This is a genomic window from Actinoplanes italicus, assembly GCF_003001815.1.
Classification (GTDB): Bacteria; Actinomycetota; Actinomycetes; order Mycobacteriales; family Micromonosporaceae; genus Actinoplanes; species Actinoplanes italicus.
In genome coordinates this window covers 1-14180 of record NZ_PVMZ01000032.1, presented here as the reverse complement: position 1 = coordinate 14180, position 14180 = coordinate 1, and the positions used below count along the sequence as shown (strand labels likewise).

The 14180-nt window shown below is 68.8% G+C and carries 12 protein-coding genes and 1 pseudogene; 4 read left to right on the top strand and 9 right to left on the bottom strand.

The genetic code is table 11. The annotated features are described in order from the left end of the window. Positions 1–78 precede the first annotated feature (78 nt). Positions 79–507 carry a S26 family signal peptidase gene (locus tag CLV67_RS45660; RefSeq protein WP_170154251.1) on the top strand — a complete coding sequence of 143 codons (429 nt, stop codon included), beginning with the start codon at positions 79–81 and terminating at the stop codon, positions 505–507. 131 nt (positions 508–638) lie between these two features. On the opposite strand, the gene araA is transcribed toward CLV67_RS45660, so the two are convergent. From araA to CLV67_RS45635, 5 genes are all read right to left on the bottom strand, one after another. After that, on the bottom strand, positions 639–2120 hold the full coding sequence (araA, locus tag CLV67_RS45655; RefSeq protein WP_106330240.1) for an L-arabinose isomerase: 1482 nt from the start codon (positions 2118–2120) through the stop codon (positions 639–641). A gap of 37 nt (positions 2121–2157) precedes the next feature. Continuing rightward, positions 2158–3183, bottom strand: a complete 1026-nt coding sequence (gene yjfF, locus CLV67_RS45650) for a galactofuranose ABC transporter, permease protein YjfF (protein WP_239166886.1) — start codon at positions 3181–3183, stop codon at positions 2158–2160. Further along, positions 3180–4205, bottom strand: coding sequence for an ABC transporter permease (locus CLV67_RS45645; RefSeq protein WP_106330239.1), 1026 nt, complete (start codon positions 4203–4205; stop codon positions 3180–3182). Before CLV67_RS45645 ends, yjfF begins: the two co-directional genes overlap by 4 nt. Beyond that, complete coding sequence (locus CLV67_RS45640; RefSeq protein ID WP_106330238.1) at positions 4202–5728, bottom strand: sugar ABC transporter ATP-binding protein; 1527 nt, start codon at positions 5726–5728, stop codon at positions 4202–4204. Before CLV67_RS45640 ends, CLV67_RS45645 begins: the two co-directional genes overlap by 4 nt. A 64-nt stretch (positions 5729–5792) precedes the next feature. Continuing rightward, complete coding sequence (locus CLV67_RS45635) at positions 5793–6779, bottom strand: ABC transporter substrate-binding protein (protein WP_106330237.1); 987 nt, start codon at positions 6777–6779, stop codon at positions 5793–5795. A 323-nt stretch (positions 6780–7102) separates the two neighbouring features. On the opposite strand from CLV67_RS45635, the gene CLV67_RS45630 reads away from it, so the two are divergent. The 3 genes from CLV67_RS45630 to araD all read left to right on the top strand — a co-directional run bounded on the left by CLV67_RS45630 (position 7103) and on the right by araD (position 9986). Then, complete coding sequence (locus CLV67_RS45630) at positions 7103–8104, top strand: LacI family DNA-binding transcriptional regulator (RefSeq protein ID WP_106330310.1); 1002 nt, start codon at positions 7103–7105, stop codon at positions 8102–8104. A 583-nt stretch (positions 8105–8687) separates the two neighbouring features. Beyond that, positions 8688–9182 (top strand): hypothetical protein, encoded by a 495-nt coding sequence (locus tag CLV67_RS45625; RefSeq protein WP_106330236.1) that lies wholly within the window; start codon positions 8688–8690, stop codon positions 9180–9182. Positions 9183–9278: 96 nt separating this feature from the next. Continuing rightward, positions 9279–9986 (top strand): L-ribulose-5-phosphate 4-epimerase AraD, encoded by a 708-nt coding sequence (gene araD, locus CLV67_RS45620; RefSeq protein ID WP_106330235.1) that lies wholly within the window; start codon positions 9279–9281, stop codon positions 9984–9986. Positions 9987–10845: 859 nt separating this feature from the next. Here the strand turns inward: araD and pstS are convergent. The 4 genes and pseudogenes from pstS to CLV67_RS52415 form a co-directional block, all read right to left on the bottom strand. Next, positions 10846–11883 carry a phosphate ABC transporter substrate-binding protein PstS gene (gene pstS / locus CLV67_RS45615; RefSeq protein ID WP_106330234.1) on the bottom strand — a complete coding sequence of 346 codons (1038 nt, stop codon included), beginning with the start codon at positions 11881–11883 and terminating at the stop codon, positions 10846–10848. A 106-nt stretch (positions 11884–11989) separates the two neighbouring features. Continuing rightward, positions 11990–13288: a hypothetical protein gene (locus tag CLV67_RS45610; RefSeq protein WP_239166887.1), complete on the bottom strand. Its 1299-nt coding sequence runs from the start codon at positions 13286–13288 to the stop codon at positions 11990–11992. Positions 13289–13373: 85 nt separating this feature from the next. Further along, positions 13374–14099, bottom strand: a complete 726-nt coding sequence (locus CLV67_RS45605) for an esterase-like activity of phytase family protein (RefSeq protein ID WP_106330232.1) — start codon at positions 14097–14099, stop codon at positions 13374–13376. Next, a pseudogene (locus CLV67_RS52415) lies at positions 14096–14180 on the bottom strand (IS5/IS1182 family transposase); the annotation flags it as partial. The gene CLV67_RS45605 and the pseudogene CLV67_RS52415, both read right to left, overlap by 4 nt.

Sequence of the window (14180 nt, the reverse complement as noted above, 5' to 3'; positions counted from 1 at the left end):
GTAATTGATGTCAATACTTGAATGTTAGCGCTATCTATCACAGGCTCGGGAATGATGAGAAGTCATATCGCTCGCCTGGTGGGCGCTCTCGGGCTGGGCATCCTCGGCGTGCTGGCGCTGCGCCGGTCGCTGCTGATCGTCGAGGTGACCGGCCACAGCATGGAACCCGCCCACCGGAGCGGCGCCCGCCTGCTCGCCCTGCGCGGCGCGCAGCCGCGACGTGGTGACGTGATCCTCATCCGGCATCCGGACGCGGCGTCGCGCCCTCGGGGGGCCAGCGATTACCTGGTCAAACGGATGGCGGCCCTACCGGGGGACCCGGTGCCCCGCGCCGTCGTGCCGACGGTCGGGACCGGCGTGGTCCCGCCGGGGTCCTGCGTCGTGCTCGGCGACAACCCCGACAGCGCGGACTCACGGACCTGGGGTTTCGTCCGGCGCTCCACCGTGGTCGGCCGGGTGCTCTGCGAATTACGGGGCCATGGTCCCGAAGCCTCTAGTTACCGTTAACAAGTCGAATAACGTGAGGCTCTGAGACGCACAAGAGAAACGGGCCTCGAGCCACATGGGCGAGACCGGCGGATCTTACGGTAATTCCGGTTGCCCCGCCCGGCACGATGTCCGGGCGGGGCGGCGACGGCTCAGCGGAAACCGCGGGCCAGACGGTGGTACGCCTGGTTCCAGCGCACCTCCTTGGCGAACGAGCGGGTCGTGGTCGACTCGTCGATCACCAGCAGCTCGGTGCCCACCATCTCGGCCAGGTCGGCCAGTTCCTCCGCGCCCACCGCCGAGGACAGCACGGTGTGGTGCGGGCCGCCCGCGGTCAGCCAGCACTCGGCCGACGTGGACAGCGACGGGGCCGGCTTCCAGACCGCCCGCGCGACCGGCAGCTTCGGCAGCGGAGCGGTCGGCGGCACCACCTCGATCTCGTTGGCGACCAGGCGGAACCGCTCCCCCAGGTCGGCCAGGCCGAGCACGATCGCCCTACCCGGAGCGGCGTCGAAGACCAGGCGGACCGGGTCCTCACGGCCACCGATGCCGAGCGGGTGGATCTCCAGCTTCGGCTTGGACGCGGCGATCGACGGGCACACCTCGAGCATGTGGGCGCCGAGGATGACCTCGTTGCCCGGTGTCAGGTCGTAGGTGTAGTCCTCCATGAAGGAGGTGCCACCGCCGGGGGCCATCGCCTTCAGCGTGTGCACCAGGACCGACGTCTTCCAGTCGCCCTCGCCGCCGAAGCCGTAGCCGTCGGCCATCAGGCGCTGGACCGCGAGACCGGGCAGCTGACGGAGCCCGCCGAGGTCCTCGAAGTTCGACGTGAACGCGCGGAAGCCGCCCTCGGTCAGGAACTGCCGCAGGCCGAGCTCGATCCGGGCGCCGTAGCGCAGGGAGTCGAGCCGGTCGCCGAGCAGTTCCGGAGCGACCTCGTACGTGTCCTTGTACTCCTCGACGAGCTTGTCGATCTCGGCGTCCGGCTGCTGGTCGACGACCGCGACCAGGTCGTTCACCCCGTACGTGTTGACCGAGACGCCGAACCGCAGCTGGGCCTCGACCTTGTCGCCCTCGGTGACCGCCACGTCGCGCATGTTGTCGCCGAACCGCGCCAGCTTGAGGTTGCGCATCGCGGAGTAACCGCGGGCCGCCTTCACCCAGGTCGCGATGCGCGCGACCACGGCCGGGTTGCTGACGTGACCGGCCACCGTCTTGCGCGGCACGCCGAGCCGGGCCTCGATGAACCCGAACTCCCGGTCGCCGTGGGCGGCCTGGTTGAGGTTCATGAAGTCCATGTCGATCTCGGACCAGGGCAGCTCGACGTTGTGCTGGGTGTGCAGGTGCAGCAGCGGCGCCCGCAGCGCGTCCAGACCGGCGATCCACATCTTGGCCGGGGAGAACGTGTGCATCCAGGCGACCACGCCCAGCACACCGGGCGTCGACGAGGCCCGGCGGCACACGTCCAGGATCTGCTCGGCGCTGGTCAGCACCGGCTGCCAGACCACGTCCGCGTCGAGCTGGGCGTCCAGCTTGGCGGCGATCTCCCGCGACTGGGAGGCGACCTGATCCAGGGTCTCCGGCCCGTAGAGCCCCTGACTGCCGGTGAGGAACCAGATTTCCCCGTTGCTCATGTGGTCGCCTTTCTCGTACTTGTGTAAGTCATGCTGATTACTTCGCTTTTCTCGTGACGAGCCGCTGCATCACGATGAAGGCGAACAGGAGCACGCCGATGATGATCCGGCTCCAGGCCGCGTTCAGATCGCCCTGGAAGTTGATGATCGTCCGGATCAGACCGGTGACCAGAACGCCGAGCAGGGTGCCCCACACGAAACCGGAACCGCCGGTCAGCAGCACGCCGCCGATGACGCAGGCGGCGATCGCGTCCAGCTCCATGCCGTTGCCCTGCAGGGCCCAGCCGGAGGTGGAGTTGATGCTGAACAGCACACCGCCGAGCGCCGCGCAGAAACCGCTCAGGGTGTAGACGGCGATCTTGGTACGACCGACGGGCAGACCCATCAGCAGCGCCGAGTCGGAGTTGCCGCCGATCGCGTAGACATTGCGGCCGAAGCGGGTCCAGGCCAGCACCGCCGCGGCGACCAGCACGGCGAGCACCGCGATGATGGCGATCGGCTTGGTGACGACGCCGTCGGCCAGCACGATCCGGTAGTCCGAGATCTCCCGCCACATGTCGTCGCGGATCGGGACCGACTCGTCGTTGATGGTCAGCGCCGCGCCGCGGGCCAGGAAGAGCCCGGCCAGCGTGGCGATGAACGGCTCCACCTTGAAGAAGTGGATCACCGCTCCCTGGCCGGCGCCGATCAGCGCGCCCAGCAGCAGCACCGCCGGCAGCACGACGAGCGGCGGCCAGTCGGCCTTGAGCAGGGTGGCTGTCAGGATCGTGGTCAGCGAGATGACCGCGCCGACCGACAGGTCGATGCCGCCGGTGAGGATCACGAAGGTCATGCCGACCGCGACCACCAGCAGCACCGCGTTGTCCCGGAACAGGTTGACGATGACGCTCGGGTCGTCGAAGTTCCGGTAGTTGGCCACACCGCTGCTGTACATGACGATCAGCAGGAAGAGCGTCGCCAGGATCGGGACGTACTTGGTGTTCGGCTTGTAGACCCGGCGCCGCTTGTTGAGCTCCGGACCCTCCCCGCCCTTGGTGACCGGAGTCATGTCCGTGGTGGTCATGCCGGTACTCCAACCTTCTCAGCAGCAGGACGTGACTTGAAGCGCCCGAAGACCTTCGCCCGGAACTCCGGCGACTGCGACAGGCAGAGGGCCACCACCACGACGGACTTGAACAGCAGGTTCGCCTCGGCGGGGATGCCGATCGCGACCACGGTGACCCGCAGCGTCTGGATGATGACCGCACCGAGCACCGTGCCGATGATCGAGAACCGGCCACCGATGAGTGCGGTGCCACCGATGACCACGGCCAGGATGGCGTCGAGCTCGATCAGGTTGCCGGCCGAGATGCTGTCCGCGCTCTTGATGTCGGCGCTGGCGATCAGGCCGGCGAGACCGGCGAACGCTCCCGCCACCACGTACGTCATGATCGTGATCCGGCGCGCGCCGATGCCGGCCAGCCGGCTGGCCGTCGGGCTTCCGCCGACCGACTCCAGCAGCAGGCCGAGAGCGGTGCGCCGGGTCAGCAGGACGGTCAGGCCCACCGCGGCCGCGGCGATCAGCAGCGCGATCGGCAGGGTCAGGAAGAAACCGGAGGCGAGAGCCGAGTACGGCCCGGACTGCACGTTGATGATCTGGCCCTCGGTGAACAGCTGCGCAAGGCCGCGCCCGGCCACCATCAGGATCAGCGTCGCGATGATCGGCTGGATCCCGACCACCGCGACCAGCGTGCCGTTCCAGAGTCCGGCCGCCAGCGACACCAGGATCGCGGCGCCGATCGCGATGAACACACCACTGAGGCTGTTCTGATTGTCGAGGTCGCTGATCAGCAGACAGGCGACCGCACCGGAGATCGCCATCACCGAGCCGACCGACAGGTCGATGCCGCCGGTCGCGATGACCAGCGTCATGCCCAGCGCCACGAGGATCAGCGGGGCGCTGCCGCGCAGGATGTCGATCAGGGAGCCGAAGAGGTGCCCGTCCTTGATCGTGATGAACTGGTTGGAGGTGAACGCGTTGATGCCGAGCATCACCACCAGGATCAGCGCCGGCCAGAACAGCCGGTTCTTGAAGATGGTCGTCATGAGGTTGCTCCGCTGGCGATGGTCTGCATGATGCGGTCGGCGTCGACGTCCGCGGTGTTCTCCAGTTCCTCGACCAGGCGCCGGTCCCGCAGCACCGCGATCTTGTGGCTGAGCCGGAGGACCTCCTCCAGCTCGGCGCTGACGAACAGCACCGCCATGCCACCGTCGGACAGCTCGGCCACCAGCCGCTGGATCTCGGCCTTGGCGCCGACGTCGATACCGCGGGTCGGCTCGTCGATGATCAGGAGCCGGGGCTCGGTGATCAGCCACCGCGCGAGCAGCACCTTCTGCTGGTTGCCGCCGCTGAGGTTGCGGACCGGGCGCTCCGGGTCGGCGGGCCTGATCTGCAGCGCCTTGATGTACTTGTCGACGATCTCGTCCTGCTTCTTGCGCGGGATCGGACGGGTCCACCCGCGGGCGGCCTGCAGCGCCAGGATGATGTTCTCCCGGACGCTGAGCTCACCGATGATGCCCTCGGTGCGCCGGTTCTCCGAGGAGAAGGCGATCCGGTGCTTCATGGCGGCCTGCGGGTCACGCAGCGTGGTCTTCTTCCCGTCCACCCACAGCTCGCCGGAGTCCGCCTTGTCGGCGCCGAAGAGCAGGCGGGCCAGTTCGGTGCGGCCGGAACCGAGCAGACCGGCCAGACCCACCACCTCACCCTGGTGGATGGTCAGGTTGTACGGGGCGATCGCACCCGTACGACCAAGGCCCTTGGCTTCCAGAATCGGTTTGGCCTCGGCGGCGCGTTCCCGGTTGCTCTGTGCCTTGTCCTCGAGGTCCTCCAGGGCCGCGAGCTCCTTGCCGATCATCTTCTCGACGAGCTGCACCTGGGTCAGTTCCTCGACCCGGTGCTCGCTGATCAGCTGGCCGTTGCGCAGGATCGTGAGCCGGTCGGAGATCTCGTAGATCTGGTCCAGGAAGTGCGAGACGAAGAGGATCGCCACGCCGGACTCCTTGAGGCGGCGCATGATCCGGAAGAGCTGCGCGACCTCGGCGGTGTCGAGGCTGGAGGTGGGCTCGTCGAGGATGAGCACCCGGGCTTCGATGTCGATCGCGCGCGCGATGGCGACCATCTGCTGGATCGCCAGGGAGTAGGAGCTGAGTGGCGCGGACACGTCGAGGTCGAGGTCGAGCCGGGCGAGCAGCTCCGCGGCACGCCGCCGCATCTTGCCCCACTGGATCTTGCCGAACCTACGAGGCTCACGGCCGATGAAGATGTTCTCCGCGACGGAGAGGTTGGTGCAGAGGTTGACCTCCTGGTAGACGGTGCTGACACCGGCCTGCTGCGCCTGCAGCGGCCCGGAGATGCGCACCGGCACCCCGCCCAGCTTGATCTCGCCGCCGTCGATCTCGTACACGCCGGTCAAGGTCTTGATCAGGGTCGACTTGCCGGCCCCGTTCTCACCCATGAGGGCGTGGACCTCACCGGGGAACAAACGGAAATCGACGCCGTCGAGGGCGACGACGCCGGGGAATACTTTTCGGATTCCGGTCATCTCGAGGACCGGAGACTGCTCGCCCATCACTTGCTCCGTTTCGAGCTCCGCAGGCCGCCCCGGCGGACCGGGGCGACCTGCGGGCAATCAATCAGTACTTGCGGGTGGGCAGAGCCGCCTTGGCCTCTTCCTGGGTGAAGGTGCCCTCCTTGGTGAGGATCCGCTTCTCCACCGGCTGCTTGTCCTTGACCTTCTTGACGGTCTCCATCAGCTGGTCACCGAGGAGCGGGCTGCACTCGACGATGAAGTTGATCTCGCCGGCGGCCAGGGCCGTCATGCCGTCCTTGACCGCGTCGACGGTGATGATCTTGATGTCCTGGCCGGGCTTCTTGCCGGCCGCCTTGATCGCCTCGATGGCGCCGAGGCCCATGTCGTCGTTGTGGGCGTACAGCACGTCGATCTTCGGAACCGACTGCAGGAACGTCTCCATGACCGTCTTGCCGTCGGCACGCTTGAAGTCACCGGTCTGGGTCTTGACGATCTTCAGGTTCGGGTTCGCCTTGATCTTCTCGGCGAAACCGGTCTGCCGGTCGATGGCCGGAGCCGAACCGGTGGTGCCCTGCAGCTCGACGATGGCGACCTCACCGGTCTTGCCCTCGTACTCCTTGACCAGCCAGTCGCCGGCCTTCTCACCCTCGACCTTGAAGTCCGAGCCGATGAAGGACTCGTAGAGGGAGGTGTCCGTCGAGTCGACGGCACGGTCGGTCAGGATCACCGGGATGCCGGCGTCCTTGGCCTCCTTGAGCACCGCGTCCCAGCCGGAGGTGACCACCGGCGAGAAGGCGATGACGTCCACCTTCTGCGTGATGAAGCCACGGATGTCGCTGATCTGGTTCTCCTGCTTGCCCTGAGCGTCGGAGAACTTGAGCTCGATGCCGGCAGCCGCAGCGGACGCCTTGATCGACTCGGTGTTGGCGGTACGCCAACCACTCTCGGCACCGACCTGGGAGAAGCCGAGGACGATCTTGCCGTCGTCGCCGCCACCATTCTCGCCGCCACTGTCACTGCCACCACAACCGGCGAGAGCCGAGACGGCCAGCAGGCCACCGAACACCGCCACAGACAGGCTCTTACGCACTACAACCTCCAGAAACTGTTACCGTTCACAAATAAGCAGCGGGTAGGGCTACCAGCCCAGATCCGCGAAGTTCGGCGTCCTTCTGCGACCGCCGTCACAGCTTGCGTTTCTGGAGTGTTACCGTTCTCATCCCGGTCGTCAAGAGACTTGGATCGCTGTTTCAGATCTGTTGCAATAGCTCCCACCTCACCCGGGGTGATCGAACGGAAGCTGCTAGGAATCGTTCAATGGCGACATCTGACCCGGTACCGGGCGTCCAACCGGCCACCGATCTGCCCGTGCCCGCGCCCCGGCCGAGATCCGGCAAGGAGCGCGGCAGCGTCATGCGTGACGTGGCCAAACTGGCCGGCGTCTCACACCAGACCGTGTCGCGGGTGATCAACGAGCATCCCAACGTCCGCGCCGAGACGCGGGAACGGGTGCTGGCCGCCATGCGATCGCTCAACTACCGGCGCAACCTGGCCGCGCGTACGCTCGCCACCCGCGAGTCCCACACTCTGGGCATCGTCGGCTTCGAGACGACCCTCTTCGGACCCGAATCCATGCTGTACGGGATCGAGAGCGCCGCCCGGGCCGCCGGATACCTGGTCAGCGTCGCCACCGTCCGCGACCTGTCACACCGCCCGGTGATGGAAGCCGTCGACCGGCTCGTCCAGCACGGCGTCGACGGCATCATCGCGATCGCCCCCAAACCGGCCGTCACCACGGCACTCACCCACGCCCCCGGAGGCATGGTGTGCGTCGCGGTCGGCGGCGACGGCGGACAGGCGGGCTTCCCGACCGTACGGGTCGACAACGCGGCCGGCGCCCGTCTCGCCACCCGGCATCTGCTCGACCTGGGACACGCCACCGTCCACCACGTGGCCGGCCCGCTCGACTGGCCGGAGGCCCAGGCCCGCGTCGACGGCTGGCGCGACACGCTGTACGCGGCCGGCGCCGTGGTTCCTCCCGTGACCGCCGGCTGGTGGGACGCCGCCGCCGGATACGAACAGGGCCGGCGCCTCGCGGAGGACCCCTCCGTCACGGCGGTCTTCTGCGCCAACGACCGCATCGCCCTCGGCGTGCTCCGTGCCATGCACGAGTCAGGCCGCCGCGTGCCCGACGACGTCAGCGTCGTCGGATTCGACGACATGCCCGACTCGGGTTACTTCCTGCCCCCGCTGACCACCGTTCACCAGGACTTCGCCGAACTCGGGCGGCGAGCCCTCGCCCTGCTGCTGCGCAACCTCGGCCTCCCCGACGGCGACGCTCCGGAGGACGTGGTGGTCGCGCCCCGGCTGATCCCCCGGGTCAGCGCCATCCCTCCTCGACCATCGCTCCCCTGATCCCGCCCCGGCCGTCCCCGGCCCCACCCTCGTCCGTCTCCTGACCTCCGCCCTCGTCCCTCGCCTGAACTCCGCACCCGGCTCTTCCCCGACCCCCGGCCCCGGACCGGCGCCAGCACCCCGGTCCGGGGCCGGGCCACACTCTCCGGTGTGGCCGGCTCACCCACCCCCGCTCACCCACGGCGGTGACGGGCGGTTGCGTCGTGGCTTCACGCCGCTACAGTCCGAGGAGTGCCCGACGCCCGCTAGCCCCCGGAGCCACGCCCTCCGGTAACGAGACGTTCGCCTCCAGGACATCCACCGCAGCGACGACACGCTCGCCATCAGGGACGCCGACCCCTGCACCGACAGTTCGCCCACCCGAGCGCGCCCGTCGCGTTCCTCCTCCAGCCACCCACCGCCCTTCCCTACGCCTACAGTTCCTCCTCCAGCGCCCACCGGCCTTGCCTACGCCCACCGCTCCCCCTCCAACAACCACCGGCCTTGCCCGCCGCTCCCTCTTCTACGCCCACCGCCGCGACGACACACTCGTCTTCTCCAGCACCCAACGCCGCAACGACGCGATGAAAGGGACGGTGAGCCCATGGCTCCGGGATCGAACGGATGGTTCCGCCGACGGACACCCCGGCTCTCAGGCACCCTGCACATCCGCGACGCCACCGGTCACGAGCTGGTGATCACGCTGCGCGGGCGGGCCTCACTGCTGACCGCGGGCGGCACCGGGCTCTCCGGGTACGGCGAGGTGTGGGCCGTGCACACCACCGCCCCGGCGGCCGAGACCAGCCTCATGATCGTCTACAGCCGGGACGAATCCGCAAAAGAGCTGGCATCCGGCCTCTGCGCCGCCGGGCAGACCATCGCCCTCGACGACGTGACCTTCACGTGGCGCGCATCGTCGACGCCGCCCAACGGCATCCCGCAGCAGCGCCCGGCCGCGTCGAATCTCCCCCGGAACCTGCGTACGCCGCCACCCCGCACCAACAACACCCGCGGCACCCCGGCCCCGACCCCGGCCGGCGGCCTCCGTTCCCGTCTCCGCAACATGGTCCGCGTCGTCACCCAGGCCACCCGCCACTGAACGCGACCAAGTCGGGACCACCGCGGCCTTGTGTCGGCGCACATCCGTTCGGTTATCGTTAGCGCTAACATTTCCGCGGTCGAGGAGAAGAGCGACGTGACTTACGGTTCGCCGGCCCTGCGCCGGGCCGTGCTGCTGGCCAACCAGACCATCCCCAAGGCCGGCCTCGCCCAACTGACCTGGGGAAACGTCAGCGGCATCGACCGTGAGGGCGGCTTCTACCTGATCAAGCCGTCCGGCGTCGCCTACGACGAGCTGACCGAGGACCACCTGGTACCCGTCGACCTCGAGACCGGCAAGGTCCTGGCCGGCGACCTGCGCCCGTCCGTCGACAGCGAGAGCCACCGAGCCTTCTACCTGGCCTGGCCCTCCATCGGCGGCGTCACCCACACGCACTCGACGAACGCCGTGGCCTTCGCCCAGGCGAACCGTGACATCCCCGTACTCGGCACCACCCACGCCGACACCTTCAACGGCCCCGTTCCGGTGACCCGCACCCTCACCCCCGACGAGTGCGCCACCGACTACGAACTCAACACCGGCCGAGTGATCATCGAAACCATCGGCGACGACGAGGCAGCCGCCGCCACCCCCGCCGCCCTGGTCGCCAACCACGGTCCCTTCACGTGGGGCGCCACCCCGCAGAAGTCCGTCGAGAACGGCATCATCCTCGAAGCGGTGGCCGAGATGGCACTCAAGACGCTGGCCCTCAACCCGAACGCCAGCACCCCTGCCCACCTGCAGGAGCGCCACTTCAAGCGCAAGCACGGGCCCGGCGCCTACTACGGCAACCCCCGTCCGTGACCGGCTGCCCGGCACACCCCGTCAAACGCACAGCGTGGTGACCTACGCCCACATACGCGCCACAGACCACCACGCACACCGCCACCCTTGGCTGCGTGGTGAACCGCGCCCACATATGCGCCACAGGTCACCACGCACACCGCCACCCCCGACAGCGTGGTGACCTACGCCCACATACGCACCACAGACCACCACGCACACCGCCACCCTTGGCTGCGTGGTGAACCGCGCCCACATATGCGCCACAGGTCACCACGCACACCGCCACCCCCGACAGCGTGGTGACCTACGCCCACATACGCGCCACAGGTCACCACGCAAGCCGCCAGGGGCGGGCTCGAGCCGTGCTTGGTGTATTTCCTCATGTGTCAGCGGCAGGTCAGGGCTGGGCGGAGGTCGAGCGCCGAGACCGAGCGCCGAGGCGGAGCGCGCTAGTTGATCGGCCGGCTGCGCTTGGTGCATCCTTCCCAGCCCGGGAAGCAGCCATAGTGCACAGCCGGCCTCTGAAAACCGGCCTAGATGATCATCCAGCTCAGTGATGATGCGGTTATCGAGACGTCCGGCCCGTCCTGCCGCTCCGTCTCCAGGTCCCACCGTCTCTGCCGCCCGCATCGGCAGGCCTCCTTCCCGGTCGCGGGGGTGAACCACGGCACGCGCATGGGCACAAGTCACCACACAGCAGGTGGCGCCAGGCCAGAACGTGCGGAAGTCGAGCCGGTAACCAACGAGGCTCCCGGCGCGATGCCTGCCGGCCGGCGGTCAGCGGAGGCCCGCAAACCACCACAATGCCGAGAACAACCGGCCGACGGACAGCAGAGAGTCGCCAACCACCACAATGCCGAGAACAACCGGCGGGTGGTCAGCGGAGGTTCGCTATCGCCTGGGTCACCTGAGCACGGAGGGAAGCGGGGAGTGGTGCGTAGCCGGCCCGTTCGGCGGCTTGCTGGCCGGCCTCGCTCGCCGCGTATACAAGGAAGCTCCGCGCCGTCCCCGAGATCGTGCTGCCGCACAGGACTTCGTAGGTGACCTGGACGATCGGGTAGGCGCCGCCGTTCGCGGCGGCGTGGTCCATCTCCAGGCGCAGGTCGTCGGTCACCCGGGCCGCCGCGACGGTCTGGGCCGCCGCGTGGTCGGTCGGTGGGACGAAACTGCCGTCGGTGGTGCCCACCTGGACGGTTGCCAGGTCGGTGACGCGGGCGTACGAGGACTCGACGTAACCGATCGCACCGTCGGTGCGGGCGACGGCGGCGGCGACCCGGTGGCTTCCGCGCTGGCCGAGGCCGCCGGGGAGGGGCCATTCGCTGCCGGTGCCGTGCGGCCAGTCGGCCGGGGCGGCGGCGGTCAGGTAGCGCAGGAAGTTGTCGGTGGTGCCCGAGCCGTCGGACCGGTGGACGACGCGGATCCTCGTGGCGGGCATGGCCGTACCGGGATTGTCGTCGGTTATGGCGCGGTCGTTCCAGACGGTGACCTTCCCGCTGAAGATCTTGGCGATGGTCGGCGGGGACAGCCGTAGGTCCTCGATGCCGGCCACGTTGTGGGCGAGGGCGATCGGGCCGATCACGAGTGGCAGGTGGATCGCCTGGCCGGTTCCGCAGCGGGCATCGGCTCGCTGTTCGTCGGCGGCGGTGAGCGGGGTGTCGGTGCCGGCGAAGTCGCCGGTTCCGGCCAGGAAGGCGCGGACGCCCGCCCCGGAGCCGGTGCTGTTGTACTCGATCGAGGCGTCGGGGCAGGCGATCTGGTACGCCTTGATCCAGGCGTTGACCGCGTTGGTCTGCGCGGACGAGCCCTGACCGGCGGCGGACCCGGCGGCGCAGGCGATCGGCGTCCCGGGTTCGGCGGGTGACTCACAACCTGCCACCAGCAGCAGCGCCGTGACGGCGGCGGCTCGCAGCTTCATCGCATCCTTCCTGAAATCAACGAGCTGGCTCTCACCGCTGTCTCCAGCGGGCCGAGACAGCGGAACGGCACAGCCGGAACCGGACGCGGGCCGGAAACCACAGGGGTCATCGGTATTCGGCCAGGCGTGGGCGTACGCCCAAGGGAATCAGGGCCAGAACCACCGTGAGGATCACGCCGGGCAGCAGGGACCAGCCGGTCATGGTGGTCTCCGCGGCGCGCAGCGCCCGGTCGAAGTCCCGTTCACGGGCTGCGGTGGTCTCCGCCACCGCCGCGTCGAAGTAGGCGAAGTCGAAGGCCGCGTCGCCGCGCCGGATGCCGGTGAGCTGCCGCACCGCCTCACCGGTCCGGCCCGCGTCCGCCAGCTCCAGGATGCGGTCGTGCACGGTGCGGTAGGCGTCCCACCGGTCGGCGGCGCGGGTTCCGGCCAGTTCGGGCAGGCCACCGCGGGCGGAGGCGGGACTGCAGGCCGGGTCGCCGGTGAGGCAGGCGGATTTCTGGGTGAAGTCGTCGCGGTAGTAGGAGAGGTTGGCGGAGACCAGGTAGCGGCCGGTGTCGGCGGCGGCGTCGTAGCCGAGGGCGCGGAGTTCGGCGAGCGCGAGGTACGGGGCGAGGCCGTGGTCGCGGCCGTCGGCGAGCTGCCGGGACTGCGCCTGCAGGACGATCGTCGCGGCGAGCGGCAGCAGCAGGCCGAGGGCGGTGGCGGCGGTGAGCGCCGGGTTCCAGGTGCGGCGGAAGCGGCGGGTCATCCACACTTGTAGATGGATCAGCGACGCCAGCAGGGCACCGCCGAGAAGGACGGCGATGGTCACCCCGGTCGCTTCGGTCGCGGATTTCTGGGCGTACGCCCCGTCGAGGCGGCCCTGACTGTGCCGGCGCAACTGCTGGGCCTCCGGCAGCAGACGCAGGTGCAGCAGGTCGGTGGCCTGCGTGTAGTAGCCGAGAGCGTCGGGCGGGACCTTCCCCGCCGGGGTCGACGCGACCGCGGCCTGGGCGGCGAGAGCCTGGCCGACCCGCTGCCGGTAGACGGCGAGCCCGTCCATGATTCGCAGCGCGGTCGCCTGTTCGGCCTCTCCGGCGCCGCTGCTGAGGAAGGTCTGCAGGTCGTGGTCGGCCTGGTAGCCGCGGTCACGGTAGGCGCCGAGCGCGTCGACGCGGCTGCCGGCGAGTTCGTCGCTGTCGCCGGCCAGCAGGATGCGGGTGACCTGGGCGTCGAGGTCACTGAGGGCGAAGTAGAGGTCGGCGGCGGTAGCGGCCTGCGGAGCCGCTTCCCGGCCGATGACCCGCACCCGGTCCTGCACGCTGATCATGACGAGGGTGAGGGCGAGCAGCAGGACGGCGGCGAGGACCGCCGTGAGGGTGGCGATCAATCGCAGGCGAATCGGTGTTTCGCGCCGAAGAATCATCGCGGGCACGCCGTCACGGTAATTCATTCCCGCAATTCCGCGACGGCGCGCCCGAACGTTTTCCCGTGGTTTACCCGACGTCTATCTACCGGCTGCGATCTGGAAAGATGCGCTTGTCGGGGTGGAGCGACCCGGGCAGCGCAATTTTGATCCACTCATTGTTGTCGGCCGCTGAAGCGGTGCGTCCGCTGGAGAACGGGAAGTTGTTGTCGTTCAATACCGCGATAGTCTTCTCGTCCAGGATCACCACGTCCTCGATGGTCTGGAACGGGAAGGTGAACGTGGTGCCGAAGCCGCCGACCCCGCGCGGGTTGGCGACGTTCATCAGGTCGACGAGCAGGGTCTTGTCGAGCAGGCCGTCGCGGTCGCGGTCGCGGGTGTCGGCGATGTAGATCCGCTTGATCACGGCGGTGGCACCCTGGCCGCCGTCGCGCTCGATGATCAGGAAACGGTTGCGGTCGATCGCGACGGCGTCGCCGATGGCCAGGTTCGCGGCGCCGAGCCGGTAGGTGTACCGCTTGCCGGTGTACCTGCCGGTGCGGGTGTCGAACTCGTTGAGCCGCAGGTCGCCGGCGGTGTCACCGGTGACCGAGCCCTCCAGCAGCGCGTACAGGTAGCGGCCGTCGGGCGACTCGGCCAGGCCCTCGAAGCCCTTGCTGCCGCCCAGGTTGGCGGTACTGCCGGTACGGGCGGCCGTCTCCGGAGCGGTCACGCCGGGAAGCGCGACGGGGGCGGACAGCAGGCGGCCGGCCCGGTCGAAGTGCAGCAGGTACGGGCCGAACTCGTCCCCGATCCAGTGAGCCTTTTTCATCCTGCGTAGCGGTTGGCTTCGACGTGGTGCAGAACGAGGATGGCCTGCACGATCGCGGTGGCTCGGCGTGGGCAGCAGCGC

What these genes read in the sequence shown, in the direction of transcription:
- araA (WP_106330240.1), bottom strand. Translation starts at nt 2,120, where the DNA reads ATGAGCAACGGGGAAATCTGGTTCCTCACCGGCAGTCAGGGGCTCTAC.
- yjfF (WP_239166886.1), bottom strand. Translation starts at nt 3,183, where the DNA reads ATGACCACCACGGACATGACTCCGGTCACCAAGGGCGGGGAGGGTCCG.
- CLV67_RS45645 (WP_106330239.1), bottom strand. Translation starts at nt 4,205, where the DNA reads ATGACGACCATCTTCAAGAACCGGCTGTTCTGGCCGGCGCTGATCCTG.
- CLV67_RS45640 (WP_106330238.1), bottom strand. Translation starts at nt 5,728, where the DNA reads ATGGGCGAGCAGTCTCCGGTCCTCGAGATGACCGGAATCCGAAAAGTA.
- CLV67_RS45630 (WP_106330310.1), top strand. Translation starts at nt 7,103, where the DNA reads ATGCGTGACGTGGCCAAACTGGCCGGCGTCTCACACCAGACCGTGTCG.
- CLV67_RS45625 (WP_106330236.1), top strand. Translation starts at nt 8,688, where the DNA reads ATGGCTCCGGGATCGAACGGATGGTTCCGCCGACGGACACCCCGGCTC.
- pstS (WP_106330234.1), bottom strand. Translation starts at nt 11,883, where the DNA reads ATGAAGCTGCGAGCCGCCGCCGTCACGGCGCTGCTGCTGGTGGCAGGT.
- CLV67_RS45610 (WP_239166887.1), bottom strand. Translation starts at nt 13,288, where the DNA reads ATGATTCTTCGGCGCGAAACACCGATTCGCCTGCGATTGATCGCCACC.
- CLV67_RS45605 (WP_106330232.1), bottom strand. Translation starts at nt 14,099, where the DNA reads ATGAAAAAGGCTCACTGGATCGGGGACGAGTTCGGCCCGTACCTGCTG.